This window comes from Kitasatospora sp. HPM-01-4, from assembly GCF_051374625.1.
Classification (GTDB): Bacteria; Actinomycetota; Actinomycetes; order Streptomycetales; family Streptomycetaceae; genus Kitasatospora.
Genome location: NZ_JBPQGP010000005.1, coordinates 5,388,128 through 5,402,857, shown reverse-complemented (window position 1 = coordinate 5,402,857; position 14,730 = coordinate 5,388,128). Strand labels below are relative to the sequence as shown.

At 70.4% G+C, this 14,730-nt stretch carries 15 protein-coding genes; 11 read left to right on the top strand and 4 right to left on the bottom strand.

The genetic code is table 11. The features are described 5' to 3' along the window. Positions 1 to 232: 232 nt before the first annotated feature. The gene (locus tag ACSMTC_RS23555; protein WP_436561698.1) at positions 233 to 1,429 is read right to left on the bottom strand and encodes an NAD(P)-dependent malic enzyme; all 1,197 of its coding nucleotides are present in this window, start codon (positions 1,427 to 1,429) and stop codon (positions 233 to 235) included. Positions 1,430 to 2,100: 671 nt separating this feature from the next. On the opposite strand from ACSMTC_RS23555, the gene ACSMTC_RS23550 reads away from it, so the two are divergent. The 5 genes from ACSMTC_RS23550 to ACSMTC_RS23530 all read left to right on the top strand — a co-directional run bounded on the left by ACSMTC_RS23550 (position 2,101) and on the right by ACSMTC_RS23530 (position 6,835). Further along, positions 2,101 to 3,021: an ABC transporter substrate-binding protein gene (locus ACSMTC_RS23550; RefSeq protein ID WP_436561697.1), complete on the top strand. Its 921-nt coding sequence runs from the start codon at positions 2,101 to 2,103 to the stop codon at positions 3,019 to 3,021. Between the two features lie 369 nt (positions 3,022 to 3,390). Continuing rightward, a complete protein-coding gene (locus ACSMTC_RS23545) occupies positions 3,391 to 4,332 on the top strand; it encodes an ABC transporter substrate-binding protein (protein WP_436561696.1) in 942 nt (313 codons plus the stop codon). A gap of 33 nt (positions 4,333 to 4,365) precedes the next feature. Then, positions 4,366 to 5,340, top strand: a complete 975-nt coding sequence (locus tag ACSMTC_RS23540; protein WP_436561695.1) for an amino acid ABC transporter permease — start codon at positions 4,366 to 4,368, stop codon at positions 5,338 to 5,340. Then, on the top strand, positions 5,337 to 6,128 hold the full coding sequence (locus tag ACSMTC_RS23535; RefSeq protein ID WP_436561694.1) for an amino acid ABC transporter ATP-binding protein: 792 nt from the start codon (positions 5,337 to 5,339) through the stop codon (positions 6,126 to 6,128). Before ACSMTC_RS23540 ends, ACSMTC_RS23535 begins: the two co-directional genes overlap by 4 nt. A gap of 110 nt (positions 6,129 to 6,238) precedes the next feature. Continuing rightward, positions 6,239 to 6,835 carry a CGNR zinc finger domain-containing protein gene (locus ACSMTC_RS23530; protein WP_436561693.1) on the top strand — a complete coding sequence of 199 codons (597 nt, stop codon included), beginning with the start codon at positions 6,239 to 6,241 and terminating at the stop codon, positions 6,833 to 6,835. Here the strand turns inward: ACSMTC_RS23530 and sodX are convergent. After that, a complete protein-coding gene (gene sodX / locus ACSMTC_RS23525) occupies positions 6,819 to 7,289 on the bottom strand; it encodes a nickel-type superoxide dismutase maturation protease (RefSeq protein WP_436561692.1) in 471 nt (156 codons plus the stop codon). The two genes, ACSMTC_RS23530 and sodX, sit on opposite strands and share 17 nt — an antisense overlap. Positions 7,290 to 7,475: 186 nt before the next feature. Here sodX and sodN point away from each other — a divergent pair, with 186 nt between their 5' ends. The 4 genes from sodN to ACSMTC_RS23505 all read left to right on the top strand — a co-directional run bounded on the left by sodN (position 7,476) and on the right by ACSMTC_RS23505 (position 10,371). Beyond that, the gene (sodN, locus tag ACSMTC_RS23520) at positions 7,476 to 7,874 is read left to right on the top strand and encodes a superoxide dismutase, Ni (protein ID WP_436561691.1); all 399 of its coding nucleotides are present in this window, start codon (positions 7,476 to 7,478) and stop codon (positions 7,872 to 7,874) included. A 115-nt stretch (positions 7,875 to 7,989) separates the two neighbouring features. Then, a complete protein-coding gene (locus ACSMTC_RS23515; protein ID WP_436561690.1) occupies positions 7,990 to 8,463 on the top strand; it encodes a GNAT family N-acetyltransferase in 474 nt (157 codons plus the stop codon). Between the two features lie 231 nt (positions 8,464 to 8,694). Next, positions 8,695 to 9,108, top strand: a complete 414-nt coding sequence (locus ACSMTC_RS23510; protein WP_436561689.1) for an ATP-binding protein — start codon at positions 8,695 to 8,697, stop codon at positions 9,106 to 9,108. Positions 9,109 to 9,258: 150 nt separating this feature from the next. Beyond that, on the top strand, positions 9,259 to 10,371 hold the full coding sequence (locus ACSMTC_RS23505; RefSeq protein ID WP_436561688.1) for an RNA polymerase sigma factor SigF: 1,113 nt from the start codon (positions 9,259 to 9,261) through the stop codon (positions 10,369 to 10,371). 79 nt (positions 10,372 to 10,450) lie between these two features. Here ACSMTC_RS23505 and ACSMTC_RS23500 read toward each other — a convergent pair whose 3' ends face one another. Then, on the bottom strand, positions 10,451 to 10,879 hold the full coding sequence (locus ACSMTC_RS23500) for a hypothetical protein (protein WP_436561687.1): 429 nt from the start codon (positions 10,877 to 10,879) through the stop codon (positions 10,451 to 10,453). A 51-nt stretch (positions 10,880 to 10,930) separates the two neighbouring features. Here ACSMTC_RS23500 and ACSMTC_RS23495 point away from each other — a divergent pair, with 51 nt between their 5' ends. After that, entirely contained in the window at positions 10,931 to 11,902 is a 972-nt protein-coding gene (locus tag ACSMTC_RS23495) for a diacylglycerol/lipid kinase family protein (protein ID WP_436561686.1), read from the top strand. 359 nt (positions 11,903 to 12,261) lie between these two features. Continuing rightward, positions 12,262 to 12,513 carry a WhiB family transcriptional regulator gene (locus ACSMTC_RS23490; RefSeq protein WP_014138019.1) on the top strand — a complete coding sequence of 84 codons (252 nt, stop codon included), beginning with the start codon at positions 12,262 to 12,264 and terminating at the stop codon, positions 12,511 to 12,513. Positions 12,514 to 12,907: 394 nt separating this feature from the next. On the opposite strand, the gene ACSMTC_RS23485 is transcribed toward ACSMTC_RS23490, so the two are convergent. After that, the gene (locus ACSMTC_RS23485) at positions 12,908 to 14,425 is read right to left on the bottom strand and encodes a sensor histidine kinase (protein WP_436561685.1); all 1,518 of its coding nucleotides are present in this window, start codon (positions 14,423 to 14,425) and stop codon (positions 12,908 to 12,910) included. Positions 14,426 to 14,730: the final 305 nt, after the last annotated feature.

Genomic DNA, 14,730 nt, shown 5'->3' with positions numbered 1-14,730 from the left:
CGCGGGGGTGTGACCTCCACCGCGTGTCCCGGCGCGACCGGCCGGCCAGGGGTGCGGAGGGACCGCGCGCTCACAGGAGCCGGGCCCGTCCCGGTGTCCGGACGGCCGGTCGCGCCGGCTCGTCCGGAGCCCGGGGTGCAACCGGCTCGTCGGCCGTACCGGCGCGCCCCGGCCGTGCCTCCACGCGCCCGTACGGCTCTCCTCCCCGCCCCTGGCTCACGTCCTCGGGCGGTTACCTCCGGGCGACGCCCTCGGCGCGGGCGGCCTCGGCCACGGCCTTGGAGACCGCCGGGGCGACCCGCTCGTCGAACGGCGAGGGGATGACCTTCTGCGGCGTCAGCTCGTCGGCGACGACGGCGGCCAGCGCCTTGGCGGCGGCCAGCTTCATGCCCTCGGTGATCCGGCGGGCCCGGACCTGGAGGGCGCCCGCGAAGATCCCGGGGAAGGCCAGCACGTTGTTGATCTGGTTCGGGAAGTCGCTGCGCCCGGTGGCCACCACGGCCGCGTACCGGTGCGCGACCTCGGGGTGGATCTCCGGGTCGGGGTTGGCCATCGCGAAGATGAAGCAGCCCTCGGCCATGGTGGCGACCACGTCCTCGGGCACGGTGCCGCCGGAGACGCCGATGAAGACGTCCGCGCCCGCGAGCGCCTCGGCCAGGGTGCCCTTGAGCCCGGCCTTGTTGGTCCCGGCGGCGATCTCCGCCTTGACGTCGGTGAGGTCCTCCCGGCCCTGGTACACCACACCGCGCCGGTCGCAGACCGCCACGTCGCCGATGCCGGCCGCGACCAGCATCTTGGCGATCGCGATACCGGCCGCCCCCGCACCGGAGATGACGGCACGCAGGTCGCCGATCTCACGGCCGGTCACCTTGGCGGCATTCCACAGCGCGGCGGTGGTGACGATCGCGGTGCCGTGCTGGTCGTCGTGGAAGACCGGGATGTCCAGGGCGTCCTGGAGCCTGCGCTCGATCTCGAAGCAGCGCGGGGCGGAGATGTCCTCCAGGTTGACGCCGCCGAAGGACGGGGCGAGCCGGACCACGGTCTCCACGATCTCGTCGACCGCGGTGCAGGCCAGCGCGATCGGGACCGCGTCCACGCCGCCGAACTGCTTGAAGAGGATCGCCTTGCCCTCCATCACGGGCAGCGATGCCTCCGGACCGATGTCCCCGAGGCCCAGCACGGCGGTGCCGTCGGTGACCACCGCGACCGTGTTCGACTTCCAGGTGTAGTCGTTGACCAGCTCGGGCTGCTCGGCGATGGCCGTGCAGACCCGGGCCACGCCAGGTGTGTAGGCGAGGGACAGATCGTCCGCGTCGCGCACCGGGACGGTGGCCCGCACCTCCATCTTGCCGCCGCGGTGCAGCGCGAAGACCGCGTCGACCGGGTCGTCGGTGTCCTGGGTGTTCGGGTGGATGATCTCCGCTGCCACAATGACCTCTTTGTCATGATCAGCGAGGGTGCTCGGCCGACGGCCGGTCGGCCCGGTCCGCGTCCCGGAACCGGGGAAGCGGGAAGCCGGGTACGCGAGGCGTACCCGGAGCCGGGTCGGGACGCAGCCGTCGGGCGCGCCCTCGGATGAGGGTATGGGTTTTTCTGCGCTGTGCTTCCGCTCTGTCAGAGCGTCGCCCGGCCATGGCCGGACATCGAGACTAGGTCGGACCAAGGCGCCAGATCTATGCCTTTTTGTCCTCTTCACGCACTCGTCATCACTAGATCACCACTTGACGACCGGGGGTTCGGAAGAACCGTACGACCGGCGGCGGCAACGACGACGAGGCAAGCGCACTCGCAGGAGTGAACCAGACACAAGGGGGAAGCCGGCGTTACGGATCCAGAGTCGGCGTCGTCGACTTCCGGTCCTGCGCGCCCCGAGTCCTCCCCCGCCCTATCGACGGAGAGGGCCCGGCGGTCCGAGTCCTGTTCGGGGGTCACCCGATGTCAGATTCTGACACACCCGCCGATCCGTCCGGCAGACCGGGATGGGAGGATCCGACTTTCGGCCACCGGGCATCCCAGGGCCGGGGCTCCACCCAGGCCGCGGCACCCGGCCCGCGCGCGCCCGGCGGCCCAGCACCTTTCGCCCACCCGGAGGAGCCCACCATGCACCGAACGTCGCCACTGACCGCGAACCGCGCCGGGCGGGCCGGGGTGGCCCTGGTGGCCGGGACACTGCTGCTCACCGCCTGCGGCAGCGGCTCCTCCTCCGGGAGCGCGGGCGGCGAGGACCTGCACGGCAGGCTGCCCGAGGCCGTGAAGTCCACCGGGGTGCTGAAGATCGGCTCGGACCTCAACTACGCGCCGGTGGAGTTCAAGGGCCAGAACGGCGAGGCGACCGGGCTCGACCCGGACATCGCCGAGGAGATCGGCAAGGAACTCGGGCTTCGGGTCCAGTTCGTGGACACCGCGTTCGACAAACTGCTGCCCGCCCTGCAGGCCAAGGACATCGATGTCGCGATGTCCGCCCTGAGCGACGACCGCCAGCGCCAGGACGGCACCGACGACCGCGGCAAGAAGACCGGCCCCGGGGTGGACTTCGTCGACTACTTCATCGCCGGGACGTCGATCCTGGTGCAGAAGGGCAATCCGAAGAACATCAGGAACCTCGACGATCTGTGCGGCCACACCGTCGCACTCCAGCGCGGCACCACCCAGGCCGCCATCGCCGAACGGCAGACCGCCTCCTGCGACAGGCTGAAGAAGCCGCTGACCGTGCACCAGCTGGACACCGACGACCAGGCGATGGCCGAGCTCGCCTCGGGCAAGGCCGTGGCCGACCTGAACGACTTCCCGGTCGCCGCCTACGCCTCGAAGACCGCCTCCGACAAGTTCCAGCTCGCCGGCCCGCAGCTCCAGCCCGGCCCGTACGGCATCGCGCTGCGGAAGTCCGACACCGCGCTGCGGGACCTGGTCGCCAAGGCGCTGGACCGGGCGATCCGCAGTGGCGCGTACGACAAGATCCTCGCCAAGTGGAACGTCTCGGCCGGCGCTGCCCAGAACTCGGTCATCAACGGCGGCTTCTGACGGTTGGTCAGTCATTTCGGGATTCACCGCGGCCCGCGCCGCCTACCGCCGCCATGCCTGCATATCTATACATAACGTGACAGATGTACTGCATCCGTCCGGATAACGGACACGCCGAGCCCTCGTTATCCGATTTTGATCTGAATATCGGCCCGCTCACCGGCACCGGGTGGCAGGATTCCCCCCAACTCGGATCGAAACCGCCTCCTTCGGCCCGCCGGTCGGGTGGGGGTACCACCCCTGGTCGACGGCTGGGGAGTGCCGGCTCGTCGAGCCCGCGCGACCAGATCGCCCACCTCGGCGGAGGGTGGCGAACAAAGGACACCGGCACGACCTCCACCCGACCTCTCCCACAGGAGGAGTTCCCCCATGACCGCCCGCACCCCGCGTTCCCGTCTCCTGGCGGCCGGCGCCGTCCTCGCCACCGCCACCCTCGCGCTGACCGCCTGCAGCAGCAGTGGCAGTAGCGGCGGTTCCTCCTCCGGCGCAGGCGCGGCCAACCCGAGTGCCAGCGTCAAGGCGGTCACCGCCGACCCGGCACTGGCCTCGCTCGTACCCGCCGACGTCAAGGCGGCCGGCAAGCTGGTGGTCGCGGCCGACGCCTCCTACGCGCCGGACGAGTTCAAGGACGACAAGGGCAACATCGTCGGCATGGACGTCGACCTGGCCAACGCCATCGCGCAGAAGCTCGGTCTGACCGCCGACGTGCAGAACGCCGACTTCACCTCGATCATCCCGGGCATCGACGCGAAGAAGTACCAGCTCGGCATGAGCTCCTTCACCGACACCAAGGAGCGCGAGCAGACCCTCGACATGGTCAGCTACTTCACCTCGGGCATCGCGTTCGCGGTGAAGAAGGGCAACCCGGACAAGATCGACCCCGCCGACCTCTGCGGCAAGAAGGTCGCCGTCCAGACCGGCACCACCGAGGTCGACGACATCAAGGGCAACCTCAACCCCGCCTGTGCCAAGGCCGGCAAGCCGGCCATCCCCAACGACGGCGACAAGTTCGACCTGCAGACGGACGTCACCCAGGCCCTGGTGGCCGGGCGCGACCAGGTCATGAGCGCCGACTCCCAGGTCGTCGACTACGCGATCAAGCAGACCAACGGCCAGCTGGAGAAGCTCGGCACCACCCGTGACAGCGCCCCGTACGGCGTCGCGCTGGCCAAGGGCTCCCCGCTGACCAAGGCGGTCCAGGGCGCCATCCAGTCGCTGATGGACGACGGCACCTACAAGCAGATCCTGCAGCGGTGGGGCGTCGAGGCCGGGGCGATCGACAAGGCCGAGATCAACGCCGCCAAGAGCTGACCACCGCCGGACCGAACCCCGAGGCGACTCAACGTGAACCCTTCCGATCAGAGGGAGGTGAAGCCGGGACGGCCCGAGATCATCAAGGCCGTCCCGGTACGCCACCCCGGACGCTGGGCGGGAGCCCTCGTCATCGCCGTGCTCGCGGCGATGCTGCTCCACGCCCTGATCCTCAACCCCGCCTTCCAGTGGGACGTCGTCGGCAACACCCTCTTCGACGCGCAGATCATGCACGGTCTCGGCGTCACCCTGGAACTGACCGCCCTCGCCATGGTGATGGGCGTGATCGGCGGGATCATCCTCGCGGTCATGCGGCTGTCCCCCAACCCGCTGCTGTCGGGCACGGCCTGGTGCTACATCTGGGTCTTCCGCGGCACCCCGGTCCTGGTCCAGCTGGTGTTCTGGAACTTCCTGGGCGCGATCTGGGCCAACCTCTCGATCGGCATCCCGTTCGGCCCGGAATTCGTCTCCGGCTCGACCAACAAGCTGATCCCCGTCTTCGTCGCGGCACTGCTGGGCCTCGGCCTGAACGAGGCCGCCTACATGGCCGAGATCGTGCGCGGCGGCCTCCAATCGGTGGACGAGGGCCAGACCGAGGCGGCGCACGCCCTCGGCATGAGCCGCGCCGCGACCCTGCGCCGGATCGTGCTGCCGCAGGCCATGCGAGTGATCATCCCGCCGACCGGCAACGAGACCATCTCGATGCTGAAGACCTCCTCGCTGGCGAGCGTCATCGCCCTCGAGGAGCTCTACCAGGCGGGTCACAACATCTTCTCGCGGACCTTCCAGACCATCCCGGTCCTGATCGCGGTGAGCGTCTGGTACCTCCTGCTCACCTCCGTCCTGACCGTCGGCCAGTACTACATCGAGCGGCACTACGCCCGCGGTGCCAACCGGACGCTCCCGCCCACCCCGCTGCAGCGGATGCGCGGCCTGTTCGCCGGGAAGCCGGTCCCGCCCGCCAGGGGCGACGTCGTTCCCGGGCTTGAGGGAGGTGGTCACGCATGACCGACCTGGTGAAGGCCCACACCTCCGGCGAGCCGATGGTCAAGGCCGAGGGCGTGCACAAGTCCTACGGGACGGTGGAGGTGCTCAAGGGCATCGACCTGGAGGTCAAGCAGGGCGAGGTGTTCTGCCTGATCGGACCCTCCGGCTCCGGCAAGTCGACCTTCCTGCGGTGCATCAACCACCTGGAAAAGATCAACGCCGGCTTCCTCTCCGTCGACGGCGAACTGGTCGGCTACAAGATGAAGAACGGCAGGCTCCATGAGCTGGGGGACCGCGAGGTCGCGCTCAAGCGCCGTGACATCGGCATGGTCTTCCAGCGGTTCAACCTGTTCCCGCACATGACGGCCCTCGAGAACATCATCGAGGCCCCGGTGCAGGTCAAGAAGGAGAGCAAGGCCGAGGCCAGGGAACGCGCGATGGTCCTGCTGGAGCGGGTCGGCCTGGCCGACAAGGCCGGGAACTACCCCACCCAGCTCTCCGGCGGCCAGCAGCAGCGCGTCGCGATCGCCCGCGCGCTGGCCATGAGGCCCAAGCTGATGCTCTTCGACGAGCCCACCTCGGCGCTCGACCCCGAGCTGGTCGGCGACGTCCTGGACGTCATGCGCGGCCTCGCCGAGGAGGGCATGACGATGATCGTGGTCACCCACGAGATGGGCTTCGCCCGCGAGGTCGGCGACGCACTGGTGTTCATGGACGGCGGCGTGGTGGTCGAGTCCGGCCACCCGCGCGACGTCCTCACCGACCCCCAGCACGAGCGCACCAGGGCCTTCCTCTCCAAGGTGCTCTGAACCCCGTCGCACGGCGCCCGGCGGAAAGTTTCCGCCGGGCGCCTACGCGTTCCCGCGCCAGGTAATACCCTTGATCCAGATCGCCCGTTACCGGCCCTGGAAGGACCACCGTGGAGCTCGCCTCGTACGCCGACTATGCCGTCCGGCTGGTGAACAGCGAGGAGCCCGGCCGCGGCACCGACACGCTCACCTCCGTGGACGCCGTACGCGCGCTGTTCGGTACGCCCTCGCGGGCCTCCGCGCTCGCCGACGAGAGCGACCTGCCGCGCCTGCGCGCGGTCCGGGTCCGGCTGCGCGGGGTCTTCGAGTCCGCGGCCGAGGGCGACCAGGTCAGGGCGGTGGACCTGCTGAACAGCCTGCTGGTCGAGTACCCGGTCAGCCCGCTGATCTCCGGCCACGACGACCTCAACCCGGACGGCCGGCCGCTCTGGCACCTGCACCTGGCCGACAACGCGCCCACCGCCGCCGCCAACTTCACCGCCGTCGCCTGCATGGGCCTGGCCATCCACCTCACCGAGCTGGGCGTCGACCGGCTGGGCCTCTGCCAGGCCGCCCCCTGCCGCAACGCCTACCTGGACACCTCGACCAACCGCTCCCGCCGCTACTGCTCCGACCGCTGCGCCACCCGCGCCAACGTCGCCGCCTACCGGGCCCGCAAGCGCGAGGAGGCCCAGCGGGCCGCGCAGGCCGTCACAGCTCGAAACTGACGGGACGGTGGACCCCGAGGCGGTCCGCCAGAGCACCCCAACGGGCCAGCGGACCGTACGTCAGGGCCCGCTCCAGCAAGGGCGCCGGGGCCAGCCAGGCCGGGCGCGGACGCAGCCGCAGCAGCACCCGCCCGAGCACCAGCTCGTCCGGCACCGCGCCGTACTCCCGGCTGTCGGTCAGCACCAGCGGATTGTCGGACAGCAGCCACCAGCCGCCCCGGCGCCGTCCGGCCGCGCGCTTGACCACCAGCAGGTCCTGCCGCAGCGGGTGCCGGAACAGCACCACGGCGCCCGGGCGGATCCGCGCGCCGTAGCGGACCACCACCTGGTCACCCTCCAGCAGGGTGGGGCGCATCGAAGGACCGGCCACGTCGATCATCCCGAACGGCAGCAGGCCGCCGCCCGCCCCGGCACGCCCTTCCACCCGGCCCGTCTCCGCCCGGCTGCCAGTCATCCGCTCCCTCTCCGCTCCGAAGTGTCCGGCACTCAGCATCCCCCAGCTTCTTCCGGGGCTCGACACTCGTCCGGATTCGACCGGTTGAGCCTCCTTCTTTTGCCCTAGGCCCCCGGCCCAGCGGCGTAACAGGCCGGGCGGAGAGGTAATCTCAGGCGCGGGAAGACGATCTAAGGAAGGACTCCCATGTTCTCTCGTCTGTTTGCACCGCGCGCCACCGCGCACGCCCACTGCGACCTGCCCTGCGGCGTCTACGACCCCGCCCAGGCGCGCATCGAGGCCGAGTCGGTGAAGGCGACTCAGGAGAAGTACCAGGCCAACGAGGACCCGCAGTTCCGCACCCGCGCCCTGGTCATCAAGGAGGAGCGCGCCGAGCTGGTCAAGCACCACCTCTCCGTGCTGCACACGGACTACTTCAAGGCCCCGCACTTCGAGAAGTACCCGCAGCTGCACGACCTGTTCAACCGCGCCGGCAAGGCCGCCTCGGCCACCAAGGCGTCCACCGACCCGGCCACCGGCCAGGCGCTGCTCGACCTGATCGCCGAGATCGACGGCATCTTCTGGGAGACCAAGAAGGCCGCCTGATCACCACCGGCACCCACGGGGGCCCGGCCGCGACCTCCGCGGCCGGGCCCTCGGGCGTCCGGGGCCGCGAAAAACGGCCTCCCGGCAGCGGTGGGTCCGCGAGTACCCTCGCCGTATGATCCGCACCGCGCGACTCAGCGACGTCCCCGTCATCCACGCCATGATCCGCGAGCTGGCCGAGTACGAGAAGGCCCCGCACGAGGCGCAGGCCACCGAGGAACAGCTGCGCGACGCCCTGTTCGGGGAGCACCCCGCCGTCTTCGGTCTGATCGCCGAGGACGACGCCGGTGGCGAACCGGTCGGCTTCGCGCTGTGGTTCCGCAACTTCTCCACCTGGCGCGGCACCCACGGCATCTACCTGGAGGACCTCTACGTCCGCCCGAGCGCGCGCGGCGGCGGCCACGGCAAGGCGCTGCTGACCGAGCTGGCGCGGATCTGCGTGGCTCGCGGGTACTCCCGTCTGGAGTGGTCCGTGCTTGACTGGAACGAGCCCTCGATCGGGTTCTACAAGTCACTGGGGGCCGTCCCCATGGACGAGTGGACGGTCTTCCGGTTGACCGACGAGGCCCTCGCGGAACTGGGCGGCTGATCCCGTCCGTTTCGCTCGTTCCCGTGACGGCGGGGCCGGATCGCGACACCGGGGCGCCTCTCGCGGTAACGTCTCGGGCGGATGCGCGGCGTTCCGGCCTCTCCCGGGTGGGTATGACCGGTACGTACCGCACCACCCCTCTGGACAGTTGGGGCGAAGCAGTTGAGCCAAGCAACAGGAAGTGCCGCGGCCGCAGTGCCGCAAGCACCGCGCGTCACCCAGGAGGTGAGGGTGTCCCAGATCGACGGCGAGCCCGGAGTGAAGGACTTCGTGGAGGTCCGGCTGCCCGCAGCCGGGGCCTACCTCTCGGTGCTGCGAACGGCCACCGCCGGACTCGCGGCCCGGCTGGACTTCACCCTGGACGAGATCGAGGATCTCCGGATCGCGGTGGACGAGGCCTGCGCCATCCTGCTCCAGCAGGCGGTGCCGGGCTCGATCCTGAGCTGCGAGTTCCGGTTGGTCGGGGACTCGCTCAGGGTCACCGTCGCCGCGCCGACCACCGACGGCAAGGCCCCCGAGCGGGACACCTTCGCCTGGACGGTGCTCTCCGCGCTCGCAGGCGAGGTGGACTCCTCGGTCGGCCCGGACAACACGGTGTCGATCAGCCTGCACAAGAAGCGCGGCGGAACGCCCGCCCCGGTGTGAGAGCGGGCCCGCAGGGCGCGCCGAGGCGTGCCGGGCGGGCGAGAACCGGCCGTGAAGCCGTACGCGCGTTTCCCCGCGCGTACGGCTCCCCCGTACCGCAGTGCGGTACAACCAATGTGAAGTGCTCCCGGAACGGAACGGGTGATCGCCGTGAGTGATCTGGACCGCACAGGTGTGGCCGGCAGCCCGGCCGCCACCGCCGACGTGGCCGTGCCGCCCCAGGCGAGCGACGCCGCCCCGTACCACTCCCGAAACGCCGTGGAAGACCGAACCGCGGCGGCCGACGTGCACCCGAAGGACACCCATCGGATGAGCCAGCCGACCGACCCGACACCGGACCAGCAGCCGGACGCCCAGCAGCCGGACCGCGCCCGGGACGAAGGCCGTGACCGGGACGGGTTCGGAGCCGAGGACGAGCTCGCCGAGGAGCTCACGGCCGAGGAGCTGAGGGCCGCCGCCGAGGCGGTCCGCAGCGCGGTGCCCGCGCAGGACCGGCACCGGTCCGGCGCGCCCGACCGGGAGGCCGCCCGGGCGCTCTTCGTCCGGCTGGCCGCGCTGCCCGAGGGGTCCCCGGAGCGGGTCGAGCTGCGCAACCAGCTGGTACGGATGCACATCCCGCTGGTGGAGCACCTGGCCCGGCGCTTCCGCAACCGCGGCGAGCCGCTGGACGACCTCACCCAGGTCGCCACCATCGGCCTGATCAAGTCGGTGGACCGCTTCGACCACGAGCGCGGGGTGGAGTTCTCCACCTACGCCACCCCGACCATCGTCGGCGAGATCAAGCGGCACTTCCGCGACAAGGGCTGGGCGGTGCGGGTGCCGCGCCGGCTGCAGGAGCTGCGGCTCTCGCTCACCACCGCCACCAGCGAGCTCTCCCAGCGGCACGGCCGCTCCCCCACGGTGCACGAGCTGGCCGAGCACCTCGGCATCTCCGAGGAGGACGTGCTGGAGGGCCTGGAGTCCGCCAACGCGTACTCCACGCTCTCGCTGGACGTCCCGGACAGCGACGACGAGTCGCCGGCCGTGGCGGACACCCTGGGGGCGACCGACGAGGCCCTGGAGGGCGTCGAGTACCGCGAGTCGCTCAAGCCGCTGCTCGCCCAACTCCCGCCGCGCGAACAGAAGATCCTGGTGCTCCGGTTCTTCCGGAACATGACGCAGTCCCAGATCGCCGCCGAGGTGGGCATCTCGCAGATGCACGTCTCCCGGCTGCTGGCCCGGACCTTGGCGCAGCTGCGGGAGAAGCTGCTGGTCGAGGAGTGACACCTGGCACGGCACACGCGTACGGCCGGAGAGCCCAGCTCTCCGGCCGTACGCGTTCCGACCCGCCCGGGCGGCCCGCTCAGTCGGTCCGCGGACCGTAAAGGGCCTCGGTGGCACGGGGGTTGAGCAGGCTGACCACGCCGTACACGCCCAGGGCGCCCACCACGACCGCCAGCGCGGGCGCCAGGCCGTCGCCCTGCCACATGTAGTACGCGACCGGCAGGCAGATGGTGTTGGTCAGCACGGCCGGGCTGCGGCCCCAGCGCTGGAGCCTGAGCAGGGCGCGCGCGGCCGCCAGCGGCAGCAGGCCCATCACCAGCAGGATCACTCCGCCGAACTCGCTGCGGCCGAGCGCCGCCGAGTCGCCGAGCAGCCCCGAGACCATGTCGTAGATGCCCCAGCCGGCCAGGACGGCCCCTTCGAGCGCGGTGATGGCGGCGCCCCGGAGCAGCGGGGCCGGTCTGCCCGGGGTCGGCCCACCCGGAGCCTGCGTAGTTTCTGCGGTCACTCCAGCAGGGTAACCGGCACCTTATCCGTACGGCCCCGTAGGCTGATCGACATGCGCGCACTCCTGGTCGTGAACCCCAAGGCCACCACCACCAGTGGACGCACCCGTGACGTACTGATCCACGCACTGCGCAGCGATCTGAAGCTGGAAGTCGCGGAGACCGGGTACCGGGGCCACGCCCGGGACCTGGCCCGCCGGGCGGCCGTCGAGGACGGGGTGGACCTGGTGGTGGCGCTCGGCGGCGACGGCACCGTCAACGAGGTGGTGAACGGTCTGCTGGCGCACGGCCCGTCCGACCGGCTGCCGCGCCTCGCGGTGGTCCCCGGGGGCAGCACCAATGTCTTCGCCCGCGCGCTGGGGCTGCCGAACGACCCGGTGGAGGCGACCGGCGCACTGCTGGACGCGGTGGAGCACGGGCGGGAGCGGGCGATCGGCCTGGGCAAGGCGATGACCGAGGGCCTGCCGGACCGCTGGTTCACCTTCACCGCGGGTCTCGGCTTCGACGCCGGCGTGGTCGGCCGGGTCGAGGAGCAGCGCAGGTCGGGCCGCCGGTCCACACACGCGCTGTACGTCAACCAGGCGCTCCGGCACTACATCACTGAGCGTGAGCATCGCCGAAAAGGCCCGATCAACCTGGAGATCAATGGCCAGGAAGCGGTGCCGGGGTTGGTGATGGCGATAGTGTCCAACACCTCGCCATGGACTTTTCTGGGTAATCGCCCGGTGGTTCCCTCGCCCTCCGCTTCCTTCGATACCGATCTTGATGTCTTCGGCATCACTCGAATGACGGCGTTCGGCACGGCTCGAACGGTCCGTCAGATTCTGCGTTCGCACACTCCTGCTATTGGCTCCGCGAAGCCGGTCGGCCCACACGGAAAGCACGTTGTCTCCTACCACGACGTCAGACACTTCACCTTGGTTTCACAGGAACCGGTCCCATTTCAGGTCGATGGGGACCACCTTGGAGACAGGAGTCGCGTCAGTTTCACAGGCGTTCGGCGGGCACTGCGTGTGATTGTGTGACCAGAAGGCGGTTTCCTCCTTCTTCTCGAACGCACAAGCCCCCTTCACCCCATAGAAGTACGGGCTGTGAGCTAGGCGACACCGAAGAATCAAAAATTCCTACCCGAAGGGGGTTGTATCCCGGCCCGAGGTTTGCGAACCTCTACATGGCGATCGGGACACGTCCCAGCGACCCCGCGGGACGGGCGTCGCAGGCGGCGGCTCCCTTGATCCGCCCGAACCCCACCTCAGCACAGACCACCCAGGCCCGGGCGGGCCCTTGGTCTCTTTTGCTGTTGTGGGATTCGTGAAAGCGTTCACATTCACAAGCCACGAGTGAGTCGGACGGGTCACCCACCCACCGACCGGAGGAGTTGGACATGGACTGGCGCCACCGCGCTGTCTGCCGCGAAGAGGACCCGGAGCTCTTCTTCCCGATCGGGAACACCGGTCCTGCTCTGCTGCAGATCGAGGAAGCCAAGGCCGTGTGCCGCCGCTGTCCCGTCATGGAGCAGTGCCTGCAGTGGGCGCTGGAGACCGGCCAGGACGCCGGCGTCTGGGGCGGCATGAGCGAGGACGAGCGTCGTGCGATGAAGCGCCGCGCCGCCCGCAACCGCGCCCGCACCGCCTGACGCACCATCAGCTCTACCTGATCAACCCATGATCAAGGGCTCAGCCGCCGCGAACACGACTTCGGTCGCGCCATCGGCAGAGCCTTCCGCAGGACGGGCCACGCCTCAACGAGGTCCGGACCACGCCGAGCGGCCAGGACACTTGCTACTGCTCACTTAGAGCAATACTGTGGACCTGAGGCGCTCACCGTGTGCAACACACGGCCCGGCGTCGCACCACCAAAGAGCCCCCGTTCCGGCCGACTCCCCCCGACGGCCGGAACGGGTTGAGAGGCCCTGTCGACCCACCCCCCCCCGGTCGACAGGGCCTCGTTGGTGTGCTGCCGCCCCTCACCCGCTTCCGGACGCTCCGGCCCGGCGCGCCCCCCGGCTCGCGAGGGGCGCGCCAGGGCGGTTACGGGACGGGGATCTCCAGGATCACCTTGGTGCCGCCGCCCGGTGCGTCGACCATGTCGAAACTGCCGCCCAGTTCGTTGGTGCAGAGGGTACGGACGATCTGCAGACCGAGGTTGCCGGCCTGCTGGGGGTCGAAGCCCTCGGGCATGCCCTTGCCGTCGTCCTGCACGGTGATCAGCAGGTACTCGGCGGGCCGGCCGTCGGTGTTCCAGCTGTCCGACCAGCCCTTGCCGCTCGCCGGGGCCCGGCCGCGCAGTGCGCTGACCTCCAGGCTCCCCTCGGCCTTGGTGCCGAAGGCGTGCTCCAGCGCGTTCTGCAGCAGCTCGGTGAGGACCATCGCCAGCGGGGTGGCGACCTCGGCCGGCAGGATGCCGAAGCTGCCGGTGCGCCTGGTCACCACGCTGCCGTCCTGGGACAGCTCCTTGACCATGGTCAGCACCCGGTCGGCGATCTCGTCGAAGGCCACCTTCTCGTCCAGGGCCTGCGAGAGCGTCTCGTGCACGATGGCGATCGAGCCCACCCGGCGGACGGCCTCGTCCAGCGCGGCCCGCCCGGCCTCGGAGTCCATCCGGCGGGACTGGAGGCGCAGCAGGGCGGCCACCGTCTGCAGGTTGTTCTTCACCCGGTGGTGGATCTCCCGGATGGTGGCGTCCTTGGTCATCAGCTCCCGGTCGCGGCGGCGCAGCTCGGTGACGTCCCGGCAGAGCACCAGCGAGCCGGTGAGCGTGCCCTTCGGCTTGAGCGGGATGGCCCGCAGGGTGACCACTCCCCCCTGGGCCTCGACCTCGGTCTGCCGGGGGGCCCAGCCGCTGGCCAGTTTCACCAGCGCCTCGTGCACCGCACCGCGCGACGGCGGCACCAACTCGGCCGTGGAGGCGCCGAGATGACTTCCGACCAGGTCGGAGGTGAGGCCGAGCCGGTGGTAGGCGGAGAGCGCGTTGGGGCTGGCGTAGGTGACGACACCCTCGGAGTCCAGCCTGATCAGGCCGTCGCCGACCCGGGGTGCGGCGTCCATGTCGGTCTGCTCGGCGGGGTAGGGAAACGTTCCTGCGGCGATCATCTGGGCCAGGTCGGAAGCGCTCTGCAGATAGGTGAGCTCCAGCCGGCTGGGGGTGCGCACGGTCAGCAGGTTGGTGTTGCGGGCGATCACCCCGAGCACCCGGCCCTCGCGCCGGACCGGGATCGACTCGACGCGGACCGGGACCTCCTCGCGCCACTCCGGGTCGCCCTCGCGGACGATCCGTCCCTCGTCGAAGGCGGCGTCCAGGAGCGGGCGGCGGCCGCGCGGCACCAGGTGCCCGACCATGTCGTCCTGGTACGAGGTGGGGCCGGTGTTGGGGCGCATCTGGGCGACCGAGACGTACCGGATGCCGTCCCAGGTGGGGATCCAGAGCACCAGGTCGGCGAAGGAGAGGTCGGAGAGCAGCTGCCACTCCGAGACCAGCATGTGGAGCCACTCCACATCGGCACCGGTCAGCGTGGTGTGGCGGCGGACGAGTTCGTTCAGCGAGGGCACATTGCGAGCGTAACCGGAGGCGGCGCGGGCGGGGCGGGCGACCACTCCCGGCCGGGCCGGGGTGCGAGGGCCGCCCGGGGTTTCACCGCGGGTTCGTTCCGGGTTCGCCGACAAGTTGTCCAGACCAATTTGCGAATCGCCCTGGACAACGGAATTGGTCTAGTCCACAATGAAAGAGCACCAAGGAGCGGCCCGCCGCGCAACTGCCCTGACCGCGCGAGGCAGCTCCTCGGTCGGTCGCCGACCACCCGAGGGCCCCGCACAGCCATCGGTCGGTCGAGGCGCCCGACGACAGCTCCGGGCTG